Origin of the sequence: Amnibacterium flavum, from assembly GCF_003097495.1 — a bacterium.
In the GTDB taxonomy this organism is placed as follows: Bacteria; Actinomycetota; Actinomycetes; order Actinomycetales; family Microbacteriaceae; genus Naasia; species Naasia flava.
Window position 1 is genome coordinate 225,793 of the sequence record NZ_QEOP01000001.1, and the last position, 26,391, is coordinate 252,183.

Below are 26,391 nucleotides of genomic sequence, written 5' to 3' on the forward strand. Positions count from 1 at the left end.
TGCAGGTTGCTTTAGTGAGCTGCGGATCAGATGTCGTCGATGGACGACGACTCGAAGCGCGAGGAGATGTTGATGCCGAGCTCTTCAGCGGCACGGAAGACCTCGTCGTCCGTGTCGCGCAGGCTGACCGCGGTGCCGTCGGCCGAGAGGACCTCGACGTTCAGGCACAGCGACTGCATCTCCTTGATGAGGACCTTGAAGCTCTCGGGGATGCCGGGCTCCTGGATGTTCTCGCCCTTGACGATCGCCTCGTAGACCTTCACGCGGCCGAGGATGTCGTCGGACTTGATCGTCAGGAGCTCCTGCAGTGCGTAGGCGGCGCCGTACGCCTCGAGGGCCCAGACCTCCATCTCACCGAAACGCTGTCCACCGAACTGCGCCTTACCACCCAGCGGCTGCTGCGTGATCATCGAGTACGGACCGGTCGAACGCGCGTGGATCTTGTCGTCGACCAGGTGGTGCAGCTTCAGGATGTACATGTAGCCCACCGACACGGGGTCGGGGAAGGGCTCACCGGAGCGGCCGTCGAAGAGCTGCGCCTTGCCGGAGGATCCGATCAGACGCTCGCCGTCGCGGTTGAGCGTCGTCGAGTCGAGCAGACCAGCGATCTCCTCCTCGAGGGCACCGTCGAACACCGGGGTCGCGACCTTCGTGCCGGGCGCGGCCTCGTGAGCGGCCTTGGGCAGACGCTTGGCCCAGTCGGGGCTTCCCTCGACGGCCCAGCCCTGCTTCGCGGCCCAACCGAGGTGGGTCTCGAGCACCTGACCGAAGTTCATGCGGCCCGGGATTCCGAGCGGGTTCAGGACCACGTCGACGGGGGTTCCGTCGGCGAGGAACGGCATGTCCTCGACGGGCAGGATCTTCGAGATGACGCCCTTGTTGCCGTGACGGCCGGCGAGCTTGTCACCCTCGGTGATCTTGCGCTTCTGAGCGATGTAGACCACGACGCGCTGGTTGACGCCCGAGCCGAGCTCGTCGTCGTTCTCAGCCGAGAACTCCTTGACGGCGATGATCGTGCCCTCTTCACCGTGAGGAACCTTCAGCGAGGTGTCGCGCACCTCGCGGCTCTTCTCGTTGAAGATCGCGCGGAGCAGGCGCTCCTCGGCGGACAGCTCGGTCTCGCCCTTGGGCGTGACCTTGCCGACCAGGATGTCACCGGGGTGGACCTGGGCGCCGATGCGGATGATGCCGCGCTCGTCGAGATCGGCGAGCAGCTCGGGGCTGACGTTGGGGAGGTCACGGGTGATCTCCTCCTTGCCGAGCTTCGTGTCGCGGGCGTCGACCTCGTACTCCTCGATGTGGATCGAGGAGAGCACGTCGTCCTTCACCAGGTTCTGGCTGAGGATGATCGCGTCTTCGAAGTTGTGACCCTCCCACGGCATGAACGCCACGAGGAGGTTCTTGCCGAGTGCGAGCTCGCCGTTCTCCGTCGCGGGACCGTCGGCGAGGACCTGACCGGCCTCGATGCGCTCTCCGGCGTCGACGACGACACGGTTGTTGTACGACGTGCCCTGGTTGGAGCGGTCGAACTTGCGCAGGTAGTAGTTCTGCGTTCCACCCTCGTCGAGCTGGATGGTGACGACATCGGCCGACACCTCGGCGACGACACCCGACTTCTCGGCGATGACGACGTCACCCGCGTCGATGGCGGTGTAGCCCTCCATACCGGTTCCGACGAGCGGCGACTCGCTGCGCAGCAGCGGGACGGCCTGACGCTGCATGTTCGCACCCATGAGGGCGCGGTTCGCGTCGTCGTGCTCGAGGAACGGGATGAGCGAGGTCGCGACCGACACCATCTGGCGGGGCGAGACGTCCATGTAGTCGACGCGGTCCTTGTCGACGAGCTCGACCTCTCCGCCCTTGGGGCGGACGAGGACCTGAGCCTCGGCGAAGCGGGCGTCGTTCGTCAGGGGCGCGTTGGCCTGGGCGACCAGGTACTCGTCTTCCTCACTGGCGGTGAGGTAGTCGATCTGCGCGGTGACGACACCGTCGACGACCTTGCGGTACGGGGTCTCGATGAAACCGAACGAGTTGATCCGCGCGAACGAGGCGAGCGAACCGATGAGGCCGATGTTCGGGCCTTCCGGGGTCTCGATCGGGCACATGCGGCCGTAGTGCGACGGGTGGACGTCGCGGACCTCGACACCGGCGCGCTCACGGGACAGACCACCGGGGCCCAGCGCGGACAGACGACGCTTGTGCGTCAGGCCGGCGAGCGGGTTGTTCTGGTCCATGAACTGCGACAGCTGCGAGGTTCCGAAGAACTCCTTGATCGCGGCGACGACGGGGCGCACGTTGATCAGGGTCTGCGGCGTGATCGCCTCGATGTCCTGAGTCGTCATGCGCTCGCGGACGACGCGCTCCATCCGGCTGAGGCCCGTGCGGACCTGGTTCTGGATGAGCTCGCCGACGGCGCGGATGCGGCGGTTGCCGAAGTGGTCGATGTCGTCGATGTCGAGACGCAGCTCGACGGGCTCGCCGTCGCGCACACCGGGGAGGGTGGTGCGGTTGTCGTGGAGCGCGACCAGGTACTTGATGGTCGCGATGATGTCCTCGACCGTGAGCACCGAGTCGGTCAGCGGAGCGTCGAGACCGAGCTTGCGGTTGATCTTGTAACGACCCACCTTCGCGAGGTCGTAGCGCTTGCTGTTGAAGTAGAAGTTGTCGAGGAGTGCACGCGCGGCCTCGGCGGCGACCTGCTCTCCGGGACGGAGCTTGCGGTAGATGTCCTTGAGGGCCTCTTCCTTGGTGAGGATGTTGTCCTTCTCAAGGGTGGCTTCGATGGACGCGTAGCCCTTGAAGTTGTCGAGGATCTCTTCGCTCGTCAGACCGAGGGCCTTGAGGAAGACGGTGACCGACTGCTTGCGCTTGCGGTCGATGCGGACGCCGACCTGGTCGCGCTTGTCGATCTCGAACTCGAGCCAGGCACCGCGGCTCGGGATGATGCGAGCCGAGAAGATGTCCTTGTCGGAGGTCTTCTCCTGCGCGCTGTCGAAGTAGACACCGGGCGAGCGCACGAGCTGGGAGACGACGACGCGCTCGGTGCCGTTGATGATGAAGGTTCCCTTGTCGGTCATGAGCGGGAAGTCGCCCATGAAGACCGTCTGGGTCTTGATCTCACCCGTGAGGTGGTTCATGAACTCCGCTTCGACGTACAGCGGGGCGGCGTAGGTCTTGCCGCGCTCCTTGCACTCGTCGAGGGTGTACTTCTTCTCCTCGAGGAACGGGTTCGTGAACGAGAGCTGCATCGTTTCTGCGAGGTCTTCGATCGGCGAGATCTCCTCGAAGATCTCATCGAGACCACTGCGGGTCGGAAGGTCGGTGCGACCCTCCGCCTGACCCTGCTCGACGCGCTGCTTCCAGGCGTCGGAACCGACGAGCCAGTCGAAGCTCTCGGTCTGCAGAGCGAGCAGATCCGGAACCGTCAAGGTGTCGGTGATCTTCGCGAAAGAGAGCCGCGATGCGCCGCGGCCGTTCTTGGGGGTGGTGGACGTTGCGTTTTTCGCAGCAGCCAAGGAAATAACCTCCGAGGCCCATCTGGGCCGTGTCGTTCCGTCGGTGTGTTGATTATGCGAGCGAGTGCTTACTTCCCCAGACGGTCGCTAGAGTGAAATCCAGCTCGGGACGTGACGCGCTCGACAAGGTTCTCGAGCGGGGATTGTCCGGGCGCACGACGGCCGACCACAATATGAAGGCGTGATTGTCTGTGTCGTTTCGGCCCTGCCGCGAGGCAGCGCAGATGACATGGGAGCGCAAGGGACTACTATATGTCGCTTCGGCCTCGATGTCCAGCGGCATCCTTGACCGTCACTGTCTTGTCGGGTATAACCCCGGTGAGATGGGCCGGTATTCCCCGTTTCTTCCGCGGCATTCCGCTGATTCCCCGCTGATCGATCCGCCCCGGTTTGGGGCGCGGCCGGCTATGCGCACGAGTGCGAGAGGATCGTCCGATGGCTGAGTACCGCTTCGAATCCGGCGTCATCGCCGAGATGACTCTTCCCGGCGGCGAGAAGGCGCTCCTCGAGTACGACCGATTCCGTCCGGGCATGATCACACTCGTCGTCGACGACACACCGCAGTCGCAGGTCGACCTCGACGACCCGTCGGCGCTGGGCTTCGAGTACGTGCAGCGCATCGGCAATGTGATCGATCTGATCGGCGATCCGGGGCAGCCCATCTCGGCGGTGCATCTCGGCGCGGGCGCCCTGACGCTGCCGCGCTACGTCCTCGCGACACGCCCGGGCTCCCGCCAGCAGGTAATCGAGATCGAGCAGGCTCTCGTCGAGTTCGTCCGCGAGCACCTCCCCCTCCCGCGCGACTCGGGGATCCGCGTCCGCTACGGGGACGCACGGGAGAAGCTCGGCAACCTGCCCCCCGCGATGCGCGGCAACACCGATCTGGTCGTCGTCGACGTCTTCAGCGGCGCCCGCATCCCCGCGCATGTGACGACGGTCGAGTTCTACCGCGAGGTGGCCGAGCTGGTGTCGCCGACGGGTCTCGTCGCGGTGAACATCGCCGATGGGCCCGGACTGCAGTTCGCGCGCGGCCAGGCCGCGACCCTGGTGGAGACGTTCGGCGAGGTCGCGGCCCTGGCCGAGACCCAGATCCTCAAGGGGCGGCGGTTCGGCAACGTGGTCCTCGTCGCCTCCCCGGGGCAGCTGCCCCTCGAGTGGCTGCCGCGCCTGATGGCCGCGGGCCCGCACCCGGCGAAGGTCGTGGCGGGCCGCGAGCTGCGCGACTTCATCGCCGGCGCCCCGGTCGTGACGGACGCGACCGCCGTGGCGAGCCCCCTGCCGGGCAAGTCGATCTTCCAGCTCCCCCGCAACTAGCCCCTTCTCCCCCACGAGTGGCGCGGGCCGTCGGCGCGCGCAGGTCCGATCCTGCAGCGGGCACCCGACAGCGCCCCCGTCCCGCCGTCACCGCGAACCCGGGCATTCCGGACAGGTACGCACGTTCCGGCGCGACCCCCTGTCCGGATCGTGCGGTCTCGCGAACGCGCGGTCTCACATCGGGCTCACACCCGCTCGCCGGGGATGCGGAGGTAGGGGTGGCAGGGTCGGCGGATATGAAGAAGGTGCTGCCGCTTCTCGCTCTGACCGCCGTCGCGGTCGCCCTCGTCGGCTGCACGGAAGCGCCGGAACGCACCGCGTCACCGCGACCGGTCCCGACCGCGTCGGCCTCGACCGAGCCGACGGCCCCGCTGATCGGTGCGGTCGCTCCCGTCGGCGAGGCGACGGCGCTGGCCGCCGGCCTGCAGGCACCGTGGTCGGTGGTTCCTGTGCAGTCCGGTTCCGCGCTCGTGTCGGAACGCGACACCGCGTCGGTCGTCGAGCTCACCGCCGACGGACAGGCGCGCGTCGCGGGAGTGGTCGAGGGCGTCGTGCCCGGCGGTGAGGGCGGACTGCTCGGCCTCGCGGTTCTGCCGGAGGACTCGGGCGCCACCTGGCTCTACGCCTATTTCACCGGGGCCGACGACAACCGCATCGTCCGGATGCCGCTCGAGGGCGGCGCCGGCACCTTCGCGCTCGGAGCGCCGGAAGTGATCCTCGAGGGGATCGCGAAGGCCCGCAATCACGACGGCGGTCGTCTCGCCTTCGGTCCGGACGGCATGCTCTACGCCACCTCCGGCGACGCGGGCCAGCCGGGTGCGGCACAGGATCCCCTCTCTCTGAACGGCAAGATCCTGCGGATGACCCCGGAGGGAGATGTCCCCGCCGACAATCCGATCGAGGGATCGCTGACCTGGTCGTACGGCCACCGCAATCCGCAGGGCATCGCCTGGACCGAATCGGGCGCGATGTACGCCGCCGAGTTCGGTCAGGACACCTGGGACGAGATCAATCGGATCGAACCCGGCTCGAACTACGGCTGGCCCGAGGCGGAGGGGATCGTGGGCGACAGCTCGTTCGTCGACCCCATCGTCCAGTGGTCCACCGACGAGGCCAGCCCGAGCGGACTCGCGGCGGTCGGTTCGTCGCTCTTCGTCGCGGGCCTCGGCGGCGAGCGGCTGTGGATCGTCCAGGGCGCCGACTCGGGCTCCCCCACCACCGACGCCGCGTTCGGCGAACTCGGCCGCATCCGCGATGTGATCGCCGCTCCCGACGGCACCCTGTGGATGCTGACGGGCAACACCGACGGGCGGGGCGACCCGCGCGAGGGCGACGACCGGCTCGTCTCCGTCCCGCTCACCTCGGCCGGCTGAGCGGGACTCGCGCGGCAGGGCGAGCGACGTCGGAGGAATGGCTTAGCGTTACCGGACCAATCGATCTCGTGCCGGGGACGGAGGTTCAGACCATGGCAGAACTCGAACGTGTGCGCGTCTGGGCCGACGCGCTCATCGCCCTCCACCTGGGACGAGGGTGGAGCTTCGGCTTCGACAATGCCAAACGTCGTGCCGGCCAGTGCGACTACAACGCAAAGAAGATCACCGTGTCGCGCTACCTCGCCGCCCGGTACGCCGACGACGAGATCCATCAGGTGCTGCTGCACGAGGTCGCTCACGCGATGGCCGGGCATCGCGCGGGGCACGGGCCGCGTTGGCTCGCGGTCGCCCGCGAACTCGGCTACGAGGGATCGCGCCTGCACGATGGCGAGAGCGCCCACGAACTGGCGCGATGGGTGGGCAGCTGCCCGGGCGGGCACACCCACTACCGCTACAAGAAGCCCACCGCCCCGCTCTCCTGCCGGCTCTGCGGCCGCGGCTTCAGCGAGGCACGCCTCATCACCTGGCAGCCTCGCGATGTCACGGGCGCCGACCGACGTGCGGCGATGCAGGCCCGCGAGTTCTGACGCTCCGCTCGCCCGGTGAGCCGTTCCGGGTGTCAGTCCTCGGGCGGCACCTCGGGGACGAGCCGGTCGATGAGGGCCTCGAGAACAGCTCGCCAGTGGACGAGCATGTGGTCGCGCTCACCCTGGTCGGCGAGCCGCTCGTGGTGGAGGGCGATCGTGCTGCCCGTCGCGGCGGGGATGACGGTCACCTGGAATGTGGAGTCGTGCTCCCAGTGCGCGGGACGCCACGTGAGGCGCACCCGGCGGCCGGCAGTCCATCCCCGTAACTCCCCGGTCACCGCGTGGGAGGTGCGGTAGCTCTGGCCGATCCGCTCGGGAAGAGCCGTCTCTCCGAGCCAGACCGTCACGCCGTCCCCGACGAGGAACGCCCAGACGACATCGGAGGGAACCGGGATCGTGCGTCGCACGCCCAGTTCCCATCCGGCGTCTCTGGTGCGCCCCGTCGGAGTCATCTCATCTCCTCGAGGGTCGGGTCACTCGGTGACCTGGACCTCTTTCCAGAAGGCGACGTAGTCGCTGAAGTCCTTGCCCACGCGGTCGAAGGCCGACGGGTAAGGAGTGGGGTAGCTCCACGCCCGGTCCTGGAGCAGCTGGTCGCCGTCCTTCACGCTGAAGTACTGGCATTCGCCCTTCCAGGGGCACGTGTACGGGGTGGGGCTCTTCTCGAGGAACTCGCTCTTCACGCTCGCGGGCGGGAAGTACCAGTTGCCCTCGATCTTGATGAGCTCGTCTTCGGGGGCTTCTGCGATCACGGTGTCGCCGAGCACAGCCTTCATCTGGTTCTCCTTGTTGTTCGTGTTACCTGGGGAACGCTACGCCGCCAGCCCTCATTCCGGCTGTGATCCACGGTGGCCGAACGGGCCCTCATGATCGCTCGATCAGTCGGAGGAATCGGTCGGGAGCATCGAGGAATGAGCGCCAGCTTCGAACCAGATCGAGGTCGTCCCAGACCGACTCGCGGAGGCCCCACTCGCCGACCTCGTAGATGGTCGCGCCGGGCAGTGCTGCCAGCAGCGGCGAGTGGGTGGAGAGGAGGACCTGCGACCCTCCCTCGTCGATGAGGGCCCGCAGAACACCGATCAGAGCGAGACAGCCCGAGAACGACAGGGCCGACTCGGGCTCGTCGAGGACCCAGAGACCCCGCCCCCTGAACTTGGCGAGAACGAGTTCGATGAACGATTCGCCATGCGACATCTCGTGGAAGCGGGCCCCCGGACCGATCCGCTCGAGGTAGGTGAAGAAGCCGTGCATGGTCTCAGCCCGGAGGAAGTAGCCGAACTTGCTGGCTCCCGGGCCGCGCACCAGCTGGAGGCTCTCGCTGAGCGACGACTCGGACTCCCGGGTCGAGTGACGCGCGGCCGTGGAACCGCCCTCCGGGGAGAGGCCGAACGCCAGGGCGACCGCCTCGACGATGGTCGACTTGCCCGCACCGTTGTCCCCGACCAGCACCGTGACGTCGGAGAGGTCGAGCCCGTGGTCGAGGATCTGCTCCACGGCGGGCACGGTGGCAGGCCAGACCCCGCGGGGCATCGGCTCGAGCGGATGCTCTTCGACCCGTCGGATCGGCCGGGCCATGCGTCCGATCCCCGTCTCCCAGGACATGCCGCGATGCTATCCGCGACGTGCGACGTGATGCTGCGGCCGATCGGTTATCTCCCGAGGAGGTCGCCTCATCAGGGTGGCGCGGCACAATGAGCCCATGACCTCCGTGCGCTCCGCCAAGTCCGATCACTCCACCGCGCGCACCATCGGGCGCATCGCCCTCGGCGCCGCCCTGGTCTTCGCGGGGACCAGCCATCTGACCTTCGCGCGGGAGGAGTTCCAGGCGCAGGTGCCGAACTGGCTGCCGTTCGACGAGGACTTCGTGGTGCTGGCCTCCGGTGTCGTCGAGATCGGACTGGGCAGCGCCCTCCTCGCGGCCCGCAAGCGACGGGTTCCGGTCGGCTGGATCGTCGCGCTCTTCTTCGTCGCGATCTTCCCCGGGAATCTGTCGCAGTACTTCAACAGGGTGGACGGCTTCGGGCTCACCACCGACACCGCCCGCGGCATCCGGCTGCTGTTCCAGCCGCTGCTCGTGGTGTGGGCACTGTGGTCGACCGGGGCGTGGCGGAGCTTCCGTCAGGCGCGCCGCGCGAAGCGGTGAGGTAGGGCGAGAGCGGGGCCCTTCACTTCGCTGCGCTCAGTGGGCGGGGCACGGGCTCGCTTCGATGGGCCGAGCGGGTCAGGTGAGGTGGATGACTTCCGCGAAGTTCTGGTGGTCGCGGGCACGGTCGATGACCTCGGATCCGTGGACCGCGATCAGGTCCTGACCGCTCACCGACGCCGACAGGATGTGGGAGACCGCTCGGCGGAGTCCCTGGAACGCCGCGGCGGCCGCGGCGGCCTCGGGTGAGGCGTAGTCGATGCCGACCTCGGCGAGCGCGTCGATGACCCCACCCGCGACCAGGAGGTCCTCGACGCAGAACCGCACGCCGGATCCGTCGCTCTCGGGCGCTCCGGCCGCGACCACGGCCACGGCGAACCGGTCGCCCTTCTCGCCCTGCTGCGACAGGACCCAGTTCGCGGTGGCTGCGGCGTTCGCGTTGGTCGCCTCGAGAACGGGCCCGTCGAAACCGAGCTCGAGTGCCGGCTCCCCCGCCTCGCGGAGCGCGTCGACGAGGACGACGACGTCCGCGCCGGCGGCGATCGCCTGTCCGCCCGGCCGTCCCCAGTCGAAGCGGATCTGGTACCGGCTCTGGCCGCGGGCTGAGGAACTCACCGGAAAAGGCTAGCGTCCCGCCGTCCTCCGATCCCCACGTGCGAAACTGCGCGAATGCGTGTGCTCCTGAAGCTCATCCTCGATTGCGAACCCGAGGCCGCGTGGCGTGCGATCCAATCGCCGACCGTCTTCCGCGAAGCCTCGCTGCCCCTTCTCACCTTCCGCTCGCTCGAGCCGAACGGATTCCCGAACAGGTGGGAGGAGGGCGCACACCCCATCCGGATGTCGATCGCGGGTGTCCCCCTCGGCAGCCAGACGATCGGCATCGAGTTCCCCGAGCGCCGACACGAGGGCGTGCAGATCCTCCGCGACAACGGGGCCGGCCTGACGGGGCTCAACACGGTCTTCGACAAGTGGGATCACCGGATGGCCATCGCGGCCGACCCCGCGGGCACGGGGAAGACGCTCTACCGCGATCGACTGTCCTTCTCGGCCGGGCCGCTGACCCTGGCCGTCTGGCCGTCGATGTGGGCGCTGTGGCAGCTGCGCGGCGCGCGCCTCACCGCCCTGGCGCCGTCGTGGACGCATCCGGCGACCGAGACGAGCGCCGGGACCGAACCGGTGCCCGGCGACGACGAGGCCGCTGCGGCGTGAGCGCGCTCACCGCGATCCAGACGGCCGACTGGCGTCACCAGACTTTCGCCCTCTTCGAACAGGTCCGCTCGCTGCCTCCCGTCGAGGGTCACGCGCTCTGGCGCGAGCGCCGCGACGCCATGTTCGCCACGCATCCGGCGAGTCCCCTGCTCGCCGAGGACCGATCGTCGTTCTCGGGGCTGCCCGTCGCCGACTACGACCCCGAGTGGCGCTTCGTCGTGCCGATCCTGGACGCCGAACCGGAGCGGATGGACGTCGAGACCGGCACCGACGGGGTCGTCCCGTTCGAGCGGATCGGGCGCGTGGAGCTTCCGGAGGTCGGCTCGCTCGACGTCTGGCGCCTGTCCTCCTACGGCGGCGGCATCTTCATCCCCCTGAAGGACGCGACGGCAGGTCGACGGGGCGGAACCTACGGCGGCGGCCGCTACCTCGTCGACAGTGTCAAGGGCGCCTACCTCGGCTCCGGATCGATCGCCGGCACCAGCACCCTCACGCTCGACCTGAACTTCGCCTACAACCCGTCCTGCGCGTACGACCCCGAATGGGCGTGCCCGCTCGCACCCGTCGGCAACACCGTCCCGATCGACGTTCCTGTGGGCGAGCGATACGGCGTCTGAACGCTTTCCGGCCTCCGACTGCTAGAGTCGAGGTCAACGGCGCCCATATGCGTGCGCCGGCGTCGAAAGAACGCCCCTCTCTGCGAACCGCTTGCTCCATCGGAGCCGGTCTTCGAAACGAGCAGACATCTTCTTTGCGGCGAACGGATGCGCCAACCGGCGCGCTCGCCATTTCCCCGGTCGACCATCCTGCGTCGGCCTCAGCCTGAAGGCACAGCATCACCATGACCATCGAAACCACTTTCGGCGCGCTCGGCGTGCCCGCACCCCTCGTCTCCGAGCTCACCGCTCAGGGCATCGAGTCCCCGTTCCCCATCCAGGTCGACAGCCTGCCGGACACGCTCGCCGGACGCGACGTGCTCGGCCGCGGCCGCACGGGCAGCGGCAAGACGCTCGCGTTCTCGCTTCCCCTCGTGGCCCGCCTGGGCGGCGTTCTCGCCGGCGGTCGCCGTCGTGCCGGTCACCCGGTCGGCCTCGTGCTCGCCCCCACCCGCGAGCTCGCGACGCAGATCGCGGCGGTCCTCGCGCCCCTCGCCGAGCGCTACAACATGAAGACGACGACCATCTTCGGCGGCGTCAACCAGAGCCGTCAGGTCGCCGCCCTCCGTGCCGGCGTCGACATCGTCGTGGCCTGCCCCGGGCGCCTCGAAGACCTGATGAAGCAGAACCTCATCTCGCTCGACGGTATCGAGATCACCGTCATCGACGAGGCCGACCACATGGCCGACCTCGGCTTCCTTCCCGGTGTGACCCGGATCCTCGCAGCCACCCCGGAGCGCGGACAGCGTCTTCTCTTCTCCGCGACCCTCGACAACGGCGTGGACAAGCTCGTCCGCCGCTTCCTCCACGACGAGCGCGTCCACTCGGTCGACGAGGCCAACTCGCCCGTCGCCGCGATGACGCACCACGTGTTCGAGGTCGACTCCGCCGAGGCGAAGAAGGCGCTCGTGCAGAAGCTCGCGTCGGGCACCGGTCGCCGCATCCTCTTCACGCGCACCAAGCACCACGCCAAGAAGCTCGCCGCCTCGCTGATCGCATCGGGCATCCCCGCCGTCGATCTGCAGGGCAACCTGTCGCAGCCGCAGCGCGACCGCAACCTCGCGGCGTTCTCCGACGGATCCGTCCGCGTGCTCGTCGCCACCGACGTCGCCGCCCGCGGCGTGCACGTCGACGACGTCGAGCTCGTCGTCCACGTCGACCCGCCCACCGAGCACAAGGCGTACCTGCACCGTTCGGGCCGCACCGCCCGCGCCGGTTCCGCCGGTGACGTCGTCACCGTCGTGCTCCCCGGCGAGCGCCGCGACGTCGCGAGCCTGCTACGTAAGGCCTCGATCACGGTGACGCCGCAGACGGTGACCGCCGAGTCGGAAGCGGTCCGCACCCTCGTCGGCGCCGAGGCCGCCTATGTCACGCCCGTTCCGCGTGCCGCGGTGCAGCAGCGCCAGCCCGGAACGAGCCAGGGCGCCAACGCGCAGCGCAAGCGCGCGGCCCGTGGAGGTGCTCGCGGCGGCCAGCGCAGCGAGGCTCCCGCCGGCCGCGGTCAGCGCGGCGACGGTTCGCCCGCACGCGGTCAGCGCTCGTCCGACGGATCGGGTCAGCGTCGCGAGCGCTCGAACTCCGAGGCGCCCGCACGCTCGGCCGGCTACAGCCGTTCCGAGTCGGCCCCCGCAGCACGCACCAGCGCTCCCCGCAGCGGCGGATCGCGTCGCGCCTCGAGCGGTGGCGGCGCACCCACCAAGATCACGGTCGGCCAGGTCGTCCGCCGCAACGGCGGGGGCCGCCCCGGCCGCTGATCCCGGCCTCTGCCTCGGGCTCTGTCGCTCGGCAGGCGAAAATGCCCCCAGCAGGAGGAATCTTCCGATTCCCACCTGCTGGGGGCATTTCTCACTGCTGAGCGAGAGGATCCCGCCGGTTCCGCCTGCTGAGCGAGAGTGTCGGGCTCGCGCAGGTCAGGTCAGGTCAGGTCAGGTCAGGTCAGTCAGGGGAGTTTGCCGACGGAGGCGATGGCGGTGCGCAGGAGTGCGCCGCGCCCGCCCTCCATCTCGGCGGATACCGCGTCGCTCGCGGCTTCCGCGGGCGTCATCCAGGTGATCTCGAGAGCATCCTGACGCGGATCGCAGGTGCCGGTCACGGGAACGACGTAGGCGAGGGCCACCGCGTGCTGACGCTCGTCCACGTACTGGCTGAGAGTCGGCGACGGGAAGTACTCGGCGACCGAGAACGGGTTGGGGCTGGCGGGCAGCTGAGGGAACGCCATCGGCCCGAGGTCCTTCTCGAGATGCCGGAACAGCGCGTCGCGCAGGGTCTCGCCGTACAGCACCCGACCGGAGACGATCGTGCGGGTGATGGTGCCGGCGGAGCCCACGCGCAACAGCACGCCGACCTCGGTGACCTGCCCGAGGCCGTCGACACGCACGGGAACCGCCTCGACGTAGAGCAACGGAAGACGCTGCCGGATCCCCGCCAGTTCGTCGTCGCTCAGCCACCCGGGATTGGGGTCGGGTGTTCCGGTCCCTATGAAGCTCATGCGCCTATTCTGCCTACTCTCGGAGCCAGCACGGCGCGTGGGAGAGGATGGACGGCATGAGCGACCCCTCTTTCCCCCCGATCGACGAACGAGCGATCATCTGGTCGGCGGACTCGAGGACCCTCGGCGAGCGCCCCCTTCTGGTGCTGCTGCACGGCGTCGGATCGCATGAGGGAGACCTGTTCGCGCTCTCGCCCCACCTTCCGCTGCAGCCCGTCATCGCGTCGCTGCGCGCTCCGGGACGGTACGGCACGGGTTGGTCCTGGTACGAGCTCGGCACCCCCGACGACCCCAACAGCGAGGGCGTCGACGCCGCCGCGGTATCGGTGCTGGCGTGGCTCGACTCGCTCGACCCCGCCCCCACCTCGGTCGGTCTCTTCGGGTTCTCGCAGGGCGCCGCCGTCTCGCTGCAGCTCATACGCCACGCGCCCGAGCGCTTCGACTTCGTGATCCAGCTCTCGGGCTACGTCACGCCGGGTGACCTCCCGGGGGATGCGCAGCTCGTGTCCGTGCGCCCGCCGGTGTTCTGGGGCCGGGGGACCGAGGACGACATCATCCCGCCCGAGGCCGTCGAGTTCACCGAGGACTGGCTGCCCGGTCACAGCACCCTCGACCGTCGGACCTACGAGGGCCTCGGCCACGCGGTGTCCCAGGCGGAGCTGAGCGATGTGGTCGGCTTCCTGCGGCGGCACTACTCGGCGACGCCCTCGGCGAACTAGCAGGCCGCGCTCGGCCTCTCACGCCGGATTGTCGGCGGCATCAGCGAGGATGTCCGGGTGAACAGCGAGTCCCGGGATGTCGGCGCCGATGGCATGGCGCGTTTCTCCGAGGCCACGCGCACCTGGTTCGAGGGCGCGTTCACCGCACCGACCGATGCGCAGTCGGGCGCCTGGTCGGCGATCGCGAGCGGATCCCACGCGCTCGTCGTCGCACCCACCGGTTCCGGCAAGACCCTCGCCGCCTTCCTCTGGGCGATCGACCGGCTCGTCTCGGGAACCCCTCCCGAATCCGCCGCCACCGGCTCGGACGAGAAGCCCAGCACGCGCGTGCTGTATCTCTCCCCGCTGAAGGCGCTCGGCGTCGACGTCGAACGCAACCTCCGCAGCCCGCTCGTCGGAATCACCCAGACCGCGAAGAGACTCGGCGTCGCCGCACGCGACATCCGGGTGGGCGTCCGCTCCGGCGACACGACCTCCGCCGACCGGCGCGCTCTGGTCAGCAACCCGCCCGACATCCTCATCACCACCCCCGAGTCGCTCTACCTGATGCTGACCTCGGCGGCCCGCGAGACACTGCTCGGGGTCGACACGGTGATCATCGACGAGGTCCACGCGGTCGCGGCGACCAAGCGCGGGTCGCATCTCGCGCTGTCGCTCGAGCGCCTCGACGCGCTGCTCGATCGCCCGGCGCAGCGCATCGGCCTCTCCGCCACCGTCCGCCCTCTCGAAGAGGTCGCACGCTTCCTCGGCGGCCGCACCCCGGTCACGATCGTCGCTCCCAGCGCCACGAAGAAGTTCGACCTCCGCGTGGTCGTGCCCGTCGACGACATGGCCGACATGGGCTCGGCGCCCGCGGAAGACGGCTCCGATGCCCGTAATGGATCGATCTGGCCGCACGTCGAGGAGGCGATCGTCGACCTCGTGCTGCAGCACCGCTCCTCGATCGTGTTCGCCAACTCGCGCCGCCTCGCCGAGCGACTGACCGCACGACTCAACGAGGTGTGGGCCGAGCGGCTCGAGCTCGAGCTGGCCCCGGTCGGCGCGGCCGCCGCCGAGATGCCCGCTCAGGGCGGCGCCACGCGCGGGGCCGATCCCCTCCTAGCCCGCGCGCATCACGGCTCCGTGAGCAAGGAGCAACGAGCGTTCATCGAGGACGACCTGAAGAGCGGCCGACTCCGGGTGGTCGTCGCCACCTCCAGCCTCGAGCTCGGCATCGACATGGGCGCCGTCGACCTCGTCGTCCAGGTCGGCTCACCGCCGTCGGTCGCCAGCGGACTGCAGCGCCTCGGACGCGCCGGCCACCAGGTCGGCGAGGTCTCACGCGGTGTCATGTTCCCCACCCACCGCGCCGACCTGATCACCTCCACCGTCGTCGCGAGCCGGATGATCCGGGGCGAGATCGAGGCGATCTCCGTCCCCGCCAACCCGCTCGACATCCTCGCCCAGCAGACCGTGGCCGCCTGCGCGCTCGACGAGCTCGATGTCGAGGAGTGGTTCGACCTCGTCCGGCGCAGCGCACCGTTCGCGTCCCTCCCCCGTTCCGCCTACGACGCCACCCTCGATCTGCTGGCCGGCCGCTACCCGTCCGACGAGTTCGCCGAACTGCGCCCTCGGCTCGTCTGGGATCGCGACGCCGGCACGCTGACCGGTCGACCCGGCGCGCAGCGACTCGCGGTGACATCGGGCGGCACCATCCCCGACCGGGGCCTCTTCGGCGTGTTCATGGTGGGCGACGCCGGCGGCTCGAACCGGGTGGGCGAGCTCGACGAGGAGATGGTCTACGAGTCGCGCGTCGGCGATGTCTTCGCACTCGGCACCACCAGCTGGCGCATCCAGGAGATCACCCACGACCGCGTGCTCGTCACACCGGCGTTCGGTGTGCCCGGCCGTGTTCCGTTCTGGCGCGGCGACGGCATCGGCCGCCCCGCCGAGCTCGGCAGGGCCATCGGCGGATTCCTCCGCGAGGCCGGGGCGCTCGACCAGAGCGCGGCGATCGACACGGTGATGCAACGGGGCCTCGACGACCGTGCGGCGACCAACCTCGTGAACTACCTCGCGGAGCAGCGGGAGGCGACCGGGTCGATCCCGACCGACCGCACCCTCGTCGTCGAGAGATTCCACGACGAGCTCGGCGACTGGCGGCTCGTGCTGCACTCGCCGTTCGGCATGCAGGTGCATTCGCCGTGGGGGCTCGCCATCGCCGCCCGGGTGCAGGAGCAGTACGGGGTCGACGGCAACGTCATCACCACGGATGACGGCATCGTCGTGCGTCTGCCCGATACCGACGGCGAACCGCCCTCGGCCGACCTGTTCATCTTCGATCCCGACGAGATCGACGACATCGTCACCCGCGAGGTGTCGGGGTCCGCACTGTTCGCCTCCCGCTTCCGCGAGTGCGCCGCCCGCGCCCTGCTCCTCCCCCGCTACAACCCGTCCCGTCGCTCCCCGCTCTGGCAGCAGCGTCAGCGCGCGTCCCAGCTGCTCGACGTCGCCCGCAAGTACCCGAGCTTCCCGATCATCCTCGAGACGATCCGCGAGGTCCTCCGCGACGTCTACGACCTTCCCGCCCTCGGCGAGATCGTCCGCGAGATCGAGCAGCGCCGCATCCGCATCGTCGAGGTGACCACGCAGGCGGCGTCGCCGTTCGCGAGCTCGATCCTCTTCGGCTACGTGGGCGCGTTCATGTACGAGGGCGACAGCCCGCTCGCCGAACGCAGGGCCGCTGCGCTCGCGCTCGACACGTCGCTGCTCTCCGAGCTACTCGGCCGCACCGAGCTGCGGGAGCTGCTCGACCCCGAGGTCGTCAAACGCACCGAGCGCGAGCTGCAGCGCCTCGCCGACGATCGTCGCGCGAAGGACCTCGAGGGTGTCGCCGACCTGATGCGCATGCTCGGCCCGCTCACCGAGACCGAGGTCGCAGAGCGCCTCATCCCCGAGTCCGCGGAGTTCGCCCGCGCCTGGCTCGACCAGCTGGTCGATGCGCACCGAGCCCTGAAGGTCGGCATCGCGGGCGAGGAGCGCTGGGCCGCGATCGAGGACGCGAGCCGTCTCCGCGACGCCCTCGGAGTCCCGCTCCCCATCGGGACCCCGATCGCGTTCGTCGAGCCCGTGGAGGATCCGCTCGGCGACCTCATCAGCCGCTACGCCCGCACTCACGCGCCGTTCACGGCGACCGCGGTCGGTGAGCGGTTCGGGCTCGGCGTCTCGGTCGTCACCGACACGCTCCGTCGGCTCGGCGGCGAGCGCCGCGTGGTCGACGGCGAGTTCACTCCGGGACGCACCGGTATCGAATGGTGCGACGCCGAGGTGCTGCGCCGCCTGCGCAGCCGGTCGCTCGCGGCCCTGCGCCGAGAGGTCGAGCCGGTCGACACCGCCACCTTCGCCCGGTTCCTGCCCGTGTGGCAGCAGGTCGGCGGCCGACTGCGCGGGGTCGACGGCGTCGCGTCCGTCATCGATCAGCTGGGCGGCGTGCCGATCCCCGCGTCGGCGTGGGAGTCGCTCATCCTCCCGGCGCGGGTGCGCGACTACTCACCCGCGATGCTCGACGAGCTCAGTTCGACCGGCGAGGTCCTCTGGAGCGGTGCCGGCTCGCTTCCGGGCAACGACGGCTGGGTGAGCCTCCACCTCGCCGACACCGTGGCGGTCACCCTGCCCGAACCCGAGCAGATCGAGACCTCGCCGCTCGAGCGCGAGGTGCTCGCGACGCTCGGCGGCGGTGGCGGCTACTTCTTCCGACAGCTCTCGGACACCGTGGGCAGCACGGACGACCAGGTCCTGCAGGCCGCGCTGTGGAACCTCGTCTGGGCGGGCCTCGTCAACAACGACACCTTCGCGCCCCTGCGCGCCCTCGTCGGGTCCGGCGGTTCCGCGCACCGTCAGCCGCGCAAGCCCTCGCACACCCGGTCGTACCGTTCGCGCTCGCTCCCCCGTTCGTCGATGCCGAGCCGAGCCGGGACGCCGCTGGTGGGTGGCCGATGGTCGATCGTGCCGCTGGCCGAGACCGACCCCACCGTCCGCGCCGCCGCGACGGGAGAGCTGCTGCTCGACCGGTACGGCGTCGTCACCCGCGGATCGGTGATGTCCGAGCGCATCCCGGGCGGCTTCGCCCTCGCCTACAAGACCCTCACCGCCTTCGAGGACCGCGGGCGGGCCCGCAGGGGCTACTTCATCGAGTCGCTCGGCGCCGCGCAGTTCGCGACCTCCGGCGCAGTCGACCGGCTGCGCTCGTTCTCCCGGGCTCCGGGCGATGAGCGCCCCGAGGCGCCGGTGCTCGCGCTGGCGGCGACCGATCCTGCGAATCCGTACGGGGCGGCCCTGCCCTGGCCGCAGATCGAGGGGCATCGACCGGGCCGTAAGGCGGGGGCACTCGTGGTGCTGATCGACGGCGAGCTCGGCGTCTACCTCGAACGCGGAGGCAAGACGATGCTGACGTTCACGACGAACGCCGACGACCTGACCGCCGCGGCCTCATCACTGGCCTCGCTCGTCCACGCCAAGGCGGTCGACAAGCTCACCATCGAGAAAGTGGACGGCGAGTTCGTGCTCGGCACCGATGTGGGTCGCGCTCTCGAGACCGCCGGATTCACCGCCGGCCCACGGGGGTTGAGGCTGCGTGCCTGAGGGCGACACCGTCTACCGTGCGGCGAAGAAGCTGCGCGAGGCGCTCGAGGGCGATGTCCTGACGGGCTGCGACGTGCGCGTGCCGAAGTACGCGAACGTCGACCTCACCGGAGAACGCGTCGACGAAGTGGTCAGCCGCGGCAAGCACCTCCTCATGCGCGTGGGCGACTGGACCATTCACTCGCATCTGAAGATGGAGGGCATCTGGCACGTCTACGAGCCGGGCGAGAGGTGGCGACACCCCGCTTTCGAAGCCCGGATCGTGCTGAAGACCGAGCGCGTCCAAGCCGTGGGATTCGCGCTCGGACTGCTCGAGATCGTGCCCCGTGACGCGGAGGAGGACGTCGTCGGCTACCTCGGTCCCGACATCCTCGGGTCCGACTGGAGCGCGTCCGAGGCACTGCGCCGCATGGAGGAGCAGGGCGACCGCGCCATCGGGCTGACCCTGCTCGACCAGCGGGTCATGGCGGGCCTCGGAAACGTCTACCGCAGTGAGATCTGCTTCCTCAAGGGCGTGCTGCCGACCCGCCCGACGAACGAGGCCGGCGACCTGCGGGGCTGGATCGACCTCAGCCGACGCACCCTCATGGCCAACAAGGATCGACCGGAGCGGGTGTTCACCGGCGATACCCGGAAGGGTAAGCAGAAATGGGTCTACGGGCGGGCCGGCGACCGGTGCCGCCGCTGCGGCACCCCGATCCAGGAGGGCAGACTGGGCGACCCGATCCGACCCGCGCAGGAGAGCCAGGACCGGGTCGTGTACTGGTGCCCGCGCTGCCAGACATGATCTGGTCGACGAGTCGAAACATTCGACCGATATCGGCGCGCTTCCCCCTTTCAGTCCGCCGTCGAGGCGAGTAACTTCTGAGCCACCGGAGTCGCACGGCCCCTCCATCCGCCGCGATGGACGCAGTCAGCGAAGCACGACGGAGGGATGACTTCGGCACCGCACAGGGCCAACGCCCGAACGAAGCCGGTGGTTCATGGCAACGATGCCGGGCTCCACGGAGTCAGAACACAACACGGATCCAGAACACGACGCGGAATCAGGGCACGACTCCGCGTCCCAATACGCCGGGTCGGAAGACGACGGCGCGTCAGAACCCGCGGCGGACCGGTTCGGGCCCGTCTCGGCGTCGCCACCCGCACGCGGGGCGGGCGATCTGCCGATCACGCGCCCGATCGACATCATCCCCGTCGGCGAGGCGAGCGTCCGGCGCCGACGACAGGACGGCCACGGGCGCCGGACGACCTACGTCCCCGGCTCCCGCCTCGCCGTCTTCCTCGCGATCGCCGTCGGCCTGCTCGGGCTCGCGCTGGTGCTGCTGGTGCTGCTGGTCTTCTTCCTCGAATGACCCGCTCCCGTGGCTGTCACCCGTGGGCGAGGAGCTCCAGGGCGACGACGGCGGCGCCCAGCGCACCCTCGGCGAGGAGGACGACGGCGCGCTGCCAGAACGGCATCGGGATCCGCCGGACGGCGACGTAGCTGATCAGGATCAGTGAGACGAGCAGCACGATCGTGGAAGCTCGGAGCGCAGCCTCGATGGACATGACGTCGAGGGCGGAGAGCCCGACCAGGATCAGGGGGACCGTAACGGTCCCGAGCGCGCCGAAGGTGACCCGGTACATGTGGCCGAGCTCGCTGCGCGTCGGGAGCTGCGTGTTCACCGCGAGATGCGAGATCAGGTCGGCGAGGAAGACGGCCAGCAGTGTGCCGAGCACGGTGACGAACAAGGTGAGGGCCGCCGCGCCGGGCGAGGTGTCCTCGGGGTGGGATCCGAGGGCGAGGACGACGGCGAGCGCCGTGAAGGTGACGTAGACGCGTTCCTTCAGGGCCGCGGCGCGCTCCTCGCGCGAAGCCCGCCCGTCGCCGCCGTTCGCTGCGCCGCGCGTGCCGCCAGCTCTCATCGCCCGACCCCCCTCACCGGTCGATCCTCCCACCCGCGGATCGGTTCGCCGGCGGCCCGGTTCGTCGGCGGCCCGGTCCGCCGGCGGATCGGTTTCGCGGCGGCTCGGCTCATCGGCGGCTCGGCTCATCGGCGAGGTCAACGCAGAGTCAGGGGCGCGGCGAGCGCGCCAGGGTCTCCGGAGTAGGAGGCGGCCTCGACGGTGATCTCGCCGGGGTCGGTGACGAATCCGTCGGCGGTCCAGCGTTGGAGCGGCCGGGTCGATGCGCCGACCTCGACCTCGACGGTCTCGCCCGCCCCGATGGCGACGGAGCGGAATCCGAGGAGCGGACGGACGGTGCGTCCGCCTTCCTCGCGCGCCGCGTACACCTGGACGACGTGGCGGCCGGCCCGCACGCCCCGGTTGGTGACACGGACGACGGCGGAGAAGCGCTCGTCCTCCACCGGGCCGAGCGTGAGCGAGTCGAGGGAGAACGGCGAGTAGCCGAGGCCGAACCCGAACGGGTAGGCGGCGGGGACGCCGTCGCGGTCGAGTTTGCGCTGCCCCCACCAGCGCCCGTAGCGCACCGAACTCGCCCGCCAGTCGAGGACGGGCAGATCGCCCTTACGGTGCGGGATCGCGAGCGGCAGACGTCCCGCGGGCTCGGCGTCGCCGAACAGCACGTCGGCGAGTGCTCTTCCGCCCTCCATGCCGGGATACCAGGCGAGAAGGACAGCGGCGACCTCCTGGTCCCACGGGTCGAGCACGATCGTGCCGCCCCCGATGACCACGACGATGACACGGCGGTTCAGCCGGGCCGCCGCGCGGATGAGAGCGACGTCGGAGGCGTGGAGGCGGAGGTCGTCACGGTCACCGCCCCAGCCCTTCCATTTCGAGAGCACCCCCATCACGCGTCCGAGTGCCGCGGCGATCGGCCTGATCCTGGCGAGCCCGCCGAGAAGCTGGGTGGCGGGTGTCGTCACACCGAGGAGGGACTCCCCCTCGTCGGCCGAGGACAGTCCGACGACGACGACGACCGCATCCGCGTGCGCGATCCCCGGGAGGTCGCGTTCGGCGACGTGGACGACCCGGTCGCCGAGGCGCTCGCGCAGCCCCTGCAGCACCGAGACGGTGCTGGGCGGTGTGACCACCGACGAGCCGACATCGCCGAGGTTGGGGCTGTCGAGGAGCGAGCCGAGCACCGCGATCGTGCCGATCGCGTCGGCGTCGAGAGGGAGCGCCGGCGCCTGTCCGACGGTCGTGTTGCGGAGCAGCACCACCGAGCGACGGGCCGCCTCGCGTGCCAGCTCGCGGTGGGCCGGCGAGGCGATGACGTCGAGATCGGGGGTGGGCCGGGCCCGGAGGGCGAGTCGGATCTGCGCGGCAAGGAGCCGATCGGCCGCCGCGTGAACGTCGGCCAGCGCGAGCCGGCCGTCATGGAGGGCCTGAGGCAGCGTCGCGGCACGCTGCTGGCGGAGCGGCATCTCGAGATCCTGACCGGCGCGGACGGAGCCGACGGGGTCGCGCAGCCCCCAGACGAAGTCCGTCATGGTGAACCCCTCGAAGCCCCAGCGCTCGCGCAGGATGTCGGTCATGAGGTGCCCGTTGTCGCCGGCCCAGGTGCCGTTGACGCTGTTGTACGCCGTCATGACCGAGTCGGCGCCCGCCTCGACGACCTGGCGGAAGTGCGGGAGGTAGATCTCGTGCAGCAGGTCCTCGTCGACTCGGACGTCGACCTGGAATCGCGACACCTCCATGGAGTTGACCGCGAAGTGCTTGAGGCAGGACATGACCCACGGGTTGACGCCCTCTGTCACGGCCGAGCCCATCGCCCCGAGCAGCACCGGCTCCTCACCGTAGGACTCCTGCGATCTGCCCCACCCGGGCGCGTAGGCGAGGTTCACGCAGATCCCCGCGAACAGGTTCGCGCCCCGCGCTCGCGCCTCGGCGCCCATGGCGTCGCCGATCCGGCGCTCGAGCTCGGGATCGAAGGTCGCCGCCCTGGCGAGGGCCGCGGGGAACGCCGTGGCCACACCCGTGACGACACCGCGGGGGCCGTCGGTGAAGCGGATGCCGGGGATGCCGAGCCGATCGAGCTGGCCGCCCTGGTAGGTCGTCGCCCCGTATCCGATCGCGAAACCCCACAGGCCGCGCACGACGGGGAGATCCCCGTCGAGCAGCCACAGCAGCTCCTGCTCGGTGAGGAGCGAGCGGAGGGATGCGGCCGCTTCCTCGACACCGCGCGCGCCCCGCCGGACCGAGTCGACCGCGTCGGCGAACGCGGTGCCGGGTGTCAGGATCGGGTCGCCCGTCGTCGTCCCCCGAGGCGCCCTCTGCATGCAGTCATGCCTACACCCTCGTTCCTCGTCATTCGCTCGGTGGCAGCGGTTTCTATGCATCTGCGGGCATGGAGTGGAAGAGTTGGGTCGTCGCCGAGCCAGGCGGCAGCAGCCCACCAGGAGAGATCAATGCAGCTCATGCGCCTGGGAGCCGTCGGCTCCGAGCGACCCGTCATCCGCCTCGACGACGAACGCTACGTGGATGTGTCCGACGTCGTCGACGACTTCGACGAGGCCTTCTTCGGAAGCGGGAGGATCGCCGAGCTCCCCGCGATCGTCGATGCCCGCGTCGCGAGCGGTTCGATGGGCACCTTCGCGGGAGAGCGCATCGGCGCCCCGATCGCGCGTCCGCATCAGATCCTCTGCATCGGCCTCAACTACAGCGACCACGCCGCCGAGACCGGTCAGGCGGTGCCGAGTGAGCCGATCCTGTTCACCAAGTCGCCGAACACCCTGGTCGGTCCGATGGACGATGTGCGGATCCCGCGCGGATCGACGAAGCCCGACTGGGAGGTGGAGCTCGGCATCGTCATCGGGCGCCGCACGAGCTATCTCGACAGCGTCGACGAGGCGCGGGACGCGATCGCCGGCTACACGGTCGTCAACGACGTAAGCGAGCGGGCCTTCCAGATCGAGCGCGGGGGTCAGTGGTCGAAGGGCAAGTCGGCCGAGACCTTCAACCCGGCAGGCCCCTGTCTCGTCACCCCCGACGAGATCGACGACGTGCTCGCACTCGACATGTGGCTCGACGTGAACGGCACCCGGCGGCAGACCGGATCGACCTCGACCATGGTCTTCGACCCCTACTTCATCGTCCACTACCTGAGCCAGTTCCTGGTGCTCGAACCCGGCGACCTCATCAACACGGGAACCCCTCCCGGCGTCGGCATGGGCTTCAAGCCGCCGATCTGGCTGCAGCCGGGCGATGTGATGGAGCTCGGCATCGAGGGTCTCGGTTCGCAGCGGCAGAACGTCGTCGCCCCTCGCGCGTGAGGGCCTTCGCCCTGACGGGTCCTCGTCAGTTCGAGGTGCGGGACGAACCCGATCCGGTCGCGGGACCCGGTCAGGTGGTCGTCCACATCGAACGGGTGGGTGTCTGCGGAACCGACGTCGAGTTCTTCACCGGGGAGATGTCGTATCTGCACACCGGCCGCGCCGCGTATCCGATGCGCCTCGGCCATGAGTGGTCGGGGACAGTGACCTCCGTCGGCGACGGTGTCGACCCGGCGTGGCTCGGCCGACGCACCACTGGAGACACGATGCTCGGCTGCGGCCGGTGCGACCGGTGCCTCAGCGGCCGCCACCATGTCTGCGCCGAACTCGTCGAGGTGGGGATCAGCGGCGGGTTCGCGGGGGCTCTCGCCGAGCGGCTCGCCGTTCCGGCCTCCGCTCTCCATGCGCTGCCCGACGCGGTCGACGCCGTTTCGGGTGCCCTGGTGGAGCCCGGAGGCAACGCCCTGCGCGCGCTCGACGCCGCCTCACTCGCGGCCGGTGATCGACTGCTCGTCATGGGTCCGGGCACGATCGGGCTGCTGACGGCGCAGTTCGCGCATGCCGCCGGTATCGAGGTGCACGTGCTCGGCCTGCCGCTGCCCGCGCTCGAATTCGCGAAGGGCTTCGGCTTCGCGGGGGTGTGGACGGACGCCGATCTGCCGCTCCTGCCCTGGGACGCGGTAATCGACGCATCGAACGCCGCGGCGCTCCCATCGCGAGCGGTGGAGCTCGTCGAACCGGGCAGGCGTGTGGTGTTCATCGGTCTCGCGGGCGCGCCGAGTCTCGTGGACAGCAGATCGATCGCGCTGAAGGATGTCACCGCCGTCGGGATCCTCGGCGCCTCCGCCGGCCTCGACGGAACCATCGACCGGTTCGCGAGCGGAGCGGTCGACCCCCGGACCCTGGTGGCCGCCACGGTGGGCCTGGAGCGGGCCGGCGACGTGCTCGGCGGCTGGCGGCCGACGGACGCGGGAGCGGGACCCAAGATCCACATCGATCCGCGGCTCTGACCGAGCCCCGATCACCGGCACGAGCCGACTTCACCGGCACCAGCGAACATCACCCGCACCAGCAGACATCGCCGGCACGTCCTACTACGACCGCTTGACCGAGCCCCGATCGCCCGGAACGGCGACTCGGCGGCGGGTGCGCCCGGCGGGCTGCCGGGTACCGGGCTCAGACCAGTGCCAGCTCCACCTGCGATGCGTCGAGGATCCGCTCGCCGCTGACGAATGCGACGCGCGCCGAGCGACCCGTCTCCGCATCGACGAAATCGACGAGAGGCAGCTCGTCGACGGGACGGAAACGCATTCCCCATTCGCCGAGGGCGCCGAGCACGGCTGCGAGCCCGCGGCATGCCTCGGTGGGGATGTACTCGTCACGCGTGCGACCGCCTTCGGGCTTGTAGGCGCGCTTCTCGAGAAGTCCGCTCTCGACCAGGGACGCCAGCCGTGCGGCCAGGACGTCCCTCGGAGCTCCGAGCTCGCGCTGGAACTCGCTGAAGCGGGTTCGTCCGGCGAGCGATTCCCGGATCACGAGGAGGGTCCATCGATCGCCGAGCACGCTGAGGCTGCGTGCGATCGGGCAGCGGGTGTCGGGAGCAAGCGCGTTCATCACCCCATCCTAGGTTGAGTTTGCTAATCGAATCCAGCAGAGCTAGGTTTGCGATCCATACGCAGCAGATTCCGCTGCGGCCTGCCGCATGACGCGGCGGGCCGCGGCACGATCAGAAGGAGACCATCGTGGTCGCACTCGACGGAGCAGTAGTACTGGTGACAGGCGCGGGCGGCGGCCTGGGGGTGGAGTTCGTGCGCCAGGCGCTCGAACGAGGCGCACGCAAGGTCTACGCCACGGCGCGCATCCCGCGCGAGTGGGACGACTCGCGCGTTGTGCCCCTCGCCCTGGACGTGACCGACGAGGCGAGCGTCGCCGCCGCCGTCGCCGCCGCGGGTGACACCACGATCGTCGTCAACAACGCGGGAGTCGGCGGCGCGAACTCCCTCCTCGACAGCGATCTCGCCGAGGTGCGCCGCGTGTTCGAGACCAACCTCTTCGGAGCGCTCGCCGTTGCGAAGGAGTTCGCGCCCATCCTCGCCGCGAACGGAGGCGGCGCGCTGATCGACGTGCACTCGGTCCTCAGCTGGATCGGACTCGCGGGCGGCTACAGCGCATCCAAGGCCGCATTCTGGTCGGTCACGAACTCCCTCCGTCTCGAGCTCGCCCCGGCGGGCACCCAGGTGACCGGGGTCCACGTCGGATACACCGACACCCCCATGACCGCGGGTGTCACCGCCCCGAAGAACGACCCCGCCGACGTCGTCCGCGACACCTACGACGGGGTGGAGGCCGGCGCGACGGAGGTCCTCGCCGACCAGCTCAGCCGCGACGTTAAGACCGGCCTCGCCGGTCCGATCGAGCGGCTCTATCCCCAGCTCAGCCCTATCAGCTGAGCCCACTCCGCTCAGTCCAGCCCGGCGAACGCCCCCGCCGAACCCCGTTCGCCGGGCACAGCCGGTCCACTTCCCGCGAGCCGGGAGATCGGAACCGC

General features: G+C 69.8%; 23 protein-coding genes. 14 read left to right on the plus strand and 9 right to left on the minus strand.

Going from position 1 to position 26,391, the window contains the following annotated elements; translation table 11 throughout:
- Nucleotides 1–26 precede the first annotated feature (26 nt).
- Nucleotides 27–3,515: a DNA-directed RNA polymerase subunit beta gene (gene rpoB / locus DDQ50_RS01080; protein WP_116754894.1), complete on the minus strand. Its 3,489-nt coding sequence runs from the start codon at nucleotides 3,513–3,515 to the stop codon at nucleotides 27–29.
- Between the two features lie 435 nt (nucleotides 3,516–3,950).
- On the opposite strand from rpoB, the gene DDQ50_RS01085 reads away from it, so the two are divergent.
- From DDQ50_RS01085 to DDQ50_RS01095, 3 genes are all read left to right on the plus strand, one after another.
- Entirely contained in the window at nucleotides 3,951–4,829 is an 879-nt protein-coding gene (locus DDQ50_RS01085) for a spermidine synthase (RefSeq protein WP_165829645.1), read from the plus strand.
- A 236-nt stretch (nucleotides 4,830–5,065) separates the two neighbouring features.
- Nucleotides 5,066–6,202 (plus strand): PQQ-dependent sugar dehydrogenase, encoded by a 1,137-nt coding sequence (locus DDQ50_RS01090; protein ID WP_116754895.1) that lies wholly within the window; start codon nucleotides 5,066–5,068, stop codon nucleotides 6,200–6,202.
- 92 nt (nucleotides 6,203–6,294) lie between these two features.
- Nucleotides 6,295–6,789: a SprT-like domain-containing protein gene (locus DDQ50_RS01095; RefSeq protein WP_116754896.1), complete on the plus strand. Its 495-nt coding sequence runs from the start codon at nucleotides 6,295–6,297 to the stop codon at nucleotides 6,787–6,789.
- Between the two features lie 32 nt (nucleotides 6,790–6,821).
- Here DDQ50_RS01095 and DDQ50_RS01100 read toward each other — a convergent pair whose 3' ends face one another.
- The 3 genes from DDQ50_RS01100 to DDQ50_RS01110 all read right to left on the minus strand — a co-directional run bounded on the left by DDQ50_RS01100 (nucleotide 6,822) and on the right by DDQ50_RS01110 (nucleotide 8,391).
- Nucleotides 6,822–7,241, minus strand: coding sequence for an SRPBCC domain-containing protein (locus DDQ50_RS01100; protein ID WP_116754897.1), 420 nt, complete (start codon nucleotides 7,239–7,241; stop codon nucleotides 6,822–6,824).
- Nucleotides 7,242–7,262: 21 nt separating this feature from the next.
- On the minus strand, nucleotides 7,263–7,565 hold the full coding sequence (locus tag DDQ50_RS01105; protein ID WP_116754898.1) for a DUF427 domain-containing protein: 303 nt from the start codon (nucleotides 7,563–7,565) through the stop codon (nucleotides 7,263–7,265).
- An 88-nt stretch (nucleotides 7,566–7,653) separates the two neighbouring features.
- Complete coding sequence (locus tag DDQ50_RS01110; RefSeq protein WP_116754899.1) at nucleotides 7,654–8,391, minus strand: AAA family ATPase; 738 nt, start codon at nucleotides 8,389–8,391, stop codon at nucleotides 7,654–7,656.
- A gap of 97 nt (nucleotides 8,392–8,488) precedes the next feature.
- Here DDQ50_RS01110 and DDQ50_RS01115 point away from each other — a divergent pair, with 97 nt between their 5' ends.
- Nucleotides 8,489–8,932 (plus strand): DoxX family protein, encoded by a 444-nt coding sequence (locus tag DDQ50_RS01115; RefSeq protein ID WP_116754900.1) that lies wholly within the window; start codon nucleotides 8,489–8,491, stop codon nucleotides 8,930–8,932.
- Nucleotides 8,933–9,010: 78 nt separating this feature from the next.
- Here DDQ50_RS01115 and DDQ50_RS01120 read toward each other — a convergent pair whose 3' ends face one another.
- Nucleotides 9,011–9,547 carry a 2-phosphosulfolactate phosphatase gene (locus DDQ50_RS01120; protein WP_116754901.1) on the minus strand — a complete coding sequence of 179 codons (537 nt, stop codon included), beginning with the start codon at nucleotides 9,545–9,547 and terminating at the stop codon, nucleotides 9,011–9,013.
- A 54-nt stretch (nucleotides 9,548–9,601) separates the two neighbouring features.
- On the opposite strand from DDQ50_RS01120, the gene DDQ50_RS01125 reads away from it, so the two are divergent.
- The 3 genes from DDQ50_RS01125 to DDQ50_RS01135 all read left to right on the plus strand — a co-directional run bounded on the left by DDQ50_RS01125 (nucleotide 9,602) and on the right by DDQ50_RS01135 (nucleotide 12,551).
- A complete protein-coding gene (locus DDQ50_RS01125; RefSeq protein ID WP_205663543.1) occupies nucleotides 9,602–10,141 on the plus strand; it encodes a hypothetical protein in 540 nt (179 codons plus the stop codon).
- Nucleotides 10,138–10,758 carry a DUF1684 domain-containing protein gene (locus tag DDQ50_RS01130; RefSeq protein ID WP_240614191.1) on the plus strand — a complete coding sequence of 207 codons (621 nt, stop codon included), beginning with the start codon at nucleotides 10,138–10,140 and terminating at the stop codon, nucleotides 10,756–10,758. The genes DDQ50_RS01125 and DDQ50_RS01130 overlap by 4 nt, the downstream gene beginning before the upstream one ends.
- A 224-nt stretch (nucleotides 10,759–10,982) precedes the next feature.
- A complete protein-coding gene (locus DDQ50_RS01135; RefSeq protein WP_116754902.1) occupies nucleotides 10,983–12,551 on the plus strand; it encodes a DEAD/DEAH box helicase in 1,569 nt (522 codons plus the stop codon).
- A gap of 185 nt (nucleotides 12,552–12,736) precedes the next feature.
- On the opposite strand, the gene DDQ50_RS01140 is transcribed toward DDQ50_RS01135, so the two are convergent.
- Nucleotides 12,737–13,285 (minus strand): NUDIX hydrolase family protein, encoded by a 549-nt coding sequence (locus DDQ50_RS01140; protein WP_116754903.1) that lies wholly within the window; start codon nucleotides 13,283–13,285, stop codon nucleotides 12,737–12,739.
- A 56-nt stretch (nucleotides 13,286–13,341) separates the two neighbouring features.
- Between DDQ50_RS01140 and DDQ50_RS01145 the strand changes: the two genes are divergently transcribed.
- The 4 genes from DDQ50_RS01145 to DDQ50_RS01160 all read left to right on the plus strand — a co-directional run bounded on the left by DDQ50_RS01145 (nucleotide 13,342) and on the right by DDQ50_RS01160 (nucleotide 19,979).
- Nucleotides 13,342–14,004 carry an alpha/beta hydrolase gene (locus tag DDQ50_RS01145; RefSeq protein WP_116754904.1) on the plus strand — a complete coding sequence of 221 codons (663 nt, stop codon included), beginning with the start codon at nucleotides 13,342–13,344 and terminating at the stop codon, nucleotides 14,002–14,004.
- A 93-nt stretch (nucleotides 14,005–14,097) separates the two neighbouring features.
- Nucleotides 14,098–18,624 carry an ATP-dependent helicase gene (locus tag DDQ50_RS01150; protein WP_116756020.1) on the plus strand — a complete coding sequence of 1,509 codons (4,527 nt, stop codon included), beginning with the start codon at nucleotides 14,098–14,100 and terminating at the stop codon, nucleotides 18,622–18,624.
- On the plus strand, nucleotides 18,617–19,411 hold the full coding sequence (locus DDQ50_RS01155; RefSeq protein WP_116754905.1) for a DNA-formamidopyrimidine glycosylase family protein: 795 nt from the start codon (nucleotides 18,617–18,619) through the stop codon (nucleotides 19,409–19,411). Before DDQ50_RS01150 ends, DDQ50_RS01155 begins: the two co-directional genes overlap by 8 nt.
- Before the next feature lie 196 nt (nucleotides 19,412–19,607).
- The gene (locus tag DDQ50_RS01160) at nucleotides 19,608–19,979 is read left to right on the plus strand and encodes a hypothetical protein (RefSeq protein WP_116754906.1); all 372 of its coding nucleotides are present in this window, start codon (nucleotides 19,608–19,610) and stop codon (nucleotides 19,977–19,979) included.
- Nucleotides 19,980–19,995: 16 nt separating this feature from the next.
- Here DDQ50_RS01160 and DDQ50_RS01165 read toward each other — a convergent pair whose 3' ends face one another.
- A complete protein-coding gene (locus tag DDQ50_RS01165) occupies nucleotides 19,996–20,532 on the minus strand; it encodes a hypothetical protein (protein ID WP_133245877.1) in 537 nt (178 codons plus the stop codon).
- A 137-nt stretch (nucleotides 20,533–20,669) separates the two neighbouring features.
- Nucleotides 20,670–22,850 carry a beta-glucosidase gene (locus tag DDQ50_RS01170; protein WP_116754909.1) on the minus strand — a complete coding sequence of 727 codons (2,181 nt, stop codon included), beginning with the start codon at nucleotides 22,848–22,850 and terminating at the stop codon, nucleotides 20,670–20,672.
- A gap of 129 nt (nucleotides 22,851–22,979) precedes the next feature.
- Here DDQ50_RS01170 and DDQ50_RS01175 point away from each other — a divergent pair, with 129 nt between their 5' ends.
- Together DDQ50_RS01175 and DDQ50_RS01180 are read left to right on the plus strand one after the other, a co-directional pair.
- A complete protein-coding gene (locus DDQ50_RS01175; RefSeq protein WP_116754910.1) occupies nucleotides 22,980–23,843 on the plus strand; it encodes a fumarylacetoacetate hydrolase family protein in 864 nt (287 codons plus the stop codon).
- Nucleotides 23,840–24,853 carry a zinc-dependent alcohol dehydrogenase gene (locus DDQ50_RS01180; protein ID WP_116754911.1) on the plus strand — a complete coding sequence of 338 codons (1,014 nt, stop codon included), beginning with the start codon at nucleotides 23,840–23,842 and terminating at the stop codon, nucleotides 24,851–24,853. The genes DDQ50_RS01175 and DDQ50_RS01180 overlap by 4 nt, the downstream gene beginning before the upstream one ends.
- Nucleotides 24,854–25,019: 166 nt before the next feature.
- Here DDQ50_RS01180 and DDQ50_RS01185 read toward each other — a convergent pair whose 3' ends face one another.
- The gene (locus DDQ50_RS01185) at nucleotides 25,020–25,457 is read right to left on the minus strand and encodes a winged helix-turn-helix transcriptional regulator (protein WP_116754912.1); all 438 of its coding nucleotides are present in this window, start codon (nucleotides 25,455–25,457) and stop codon (nucleotides 25,020–25,022) included.
- 128 nt (nucleotides 25,458–25,585) lie between these two features.
- On the opposite strand from DDQ50_RS01185, the gene DDQ50_RS01190 reads away from it, so the two are divergent.
- Nucleotides 25,586–26,293, plus strand: a complete 708-nt coding sequence (locus DDQ50_RS01190; RefSeq protein WP_116754913.1) for an SDR family oxidoreductase — start codon at nucleotides 25,586–25,588, stop codon at nucleotides 26,291–26,293.
- The last annotated feature ends 98 nt before the right edge of the window (nucleotides 26,294–26,391 follow it).

Coding starts and splice junctions, on each gene's coding strand:
- DDQ50_RS01140 (WP_116754903.1), bottom strand. CDS start 13,285: ATGAGCTTCATAGGGACCGGAACACCCGACCCCAATCCCGGGTGGCTG.
- DDQ50_RS01150 (WP_116756020.1), top strand. CDS start 14,098: ATGGCGCGTTTCTCCGAGGCCACGCGCACCTGGTTCGAGGGCGCGTTC.
- DDQ50_RS01185 (WP_116754912.1), bottom strand. CDS start 25,457: ATGAACGCGCTTGCTCCCGACACCCGCTGCCCGATCGCACGCAGCCTC.
- DDQ50_RS01115 (WP_116754900.1), top strand. CDS start 8,489: ATGACCTCCGTGCGCTCCGCCAAGTCCGATCACTCCACCGCGCGCACC.
- DDQ50_RS01105 (WP_116754898.1), bottom strand. CDS start 7,565: ATGAAGGCTGTGCTCGGCGACACCGTGATCGCAGAAGCCCCCGAAGAC.
- DDQ50_RS01170 (WP_116754909.1), bottom strand. CDS start 22,850: ATGCAGAGGGCGCCTCGGGGGACGACGACGGGCGACCCGATCCTGACA.
- DDQ50_RS01165 (WP_133245877.1), bottom strand. CDS start 20,532: ATGAGAGCTGGCGGCACGCGCGGCGCAGCGAACGGCGGCGACGGGCGG.
- DDQ50_RS01090 (WP_116754895.1), top strand. CDS start 5,066: ATGAAGAAGGTGCTGCCGCTTCTCGCTCTGACCGCCGTCGCGGTCGCC.
- DDQ50_RS01095 (WP_116754896.1), top strand. CDS start 6,295: ATGGCAGAACTCGAACGTGTGCGCGTCTGGGCCGACGCGCTCATCGCC.
- DDQ50_RS01160 (WP_116754906.1), top strand. CDS start 19,608: ATGGCAACGATGCCGGGCTCCACGGAGTCAGAACACAACACGGATCCA.
- DDQ50_RS01125 (WP_205663543.1), top strand. CDS start 9,602: ATGCGTGTGCTCCTGAAGCTCATCCTCGATTGCGAACCCGAGGCCGCG.
- DDQ50_RS01110 (WP_116754899.1), bottom strand. CDS start 8,391: ATGTCCTGGGAGACGGGGATCGGACGCATGGCCCGGCCGATCCGACGG.
- DDQ50_RS01085 (WP_165829645.1), top strand. CDS start 3,951: ATGGCTGAGTACCGCTTCGAATCCGGCGTCATCGCCGAGATGACTCTT.
- DDQ50_RS01175 (WP_116754910.1), top strand. CDS start 22,980: ATGCAGCTCATGCGCCTGGGAGCCGTCGGCTCCGAGCGACCCGTCATC.
- DDQ50_RS01145 (WP_116754904.1), top strand. CDS start 13,342: ATGAGCGACCCCTCTTTCCCCCCGATCGACGAACGAGCGATCATCTGG.
- DDQ50_RS01100 (WP_116754897.1), bottom strand. CDS start 7,241: ATGACTCCGACGGGGCGCACCAGAGACGCCGGATGGGAACTGGGCGTG.
- DDQ50_RS01135 (WP_116754902.1), top strand. CDS start 10,983: ATGACCATCGAAACCACTTTCGGCGCGCTCGGCGTGCCCGCACCCCTC.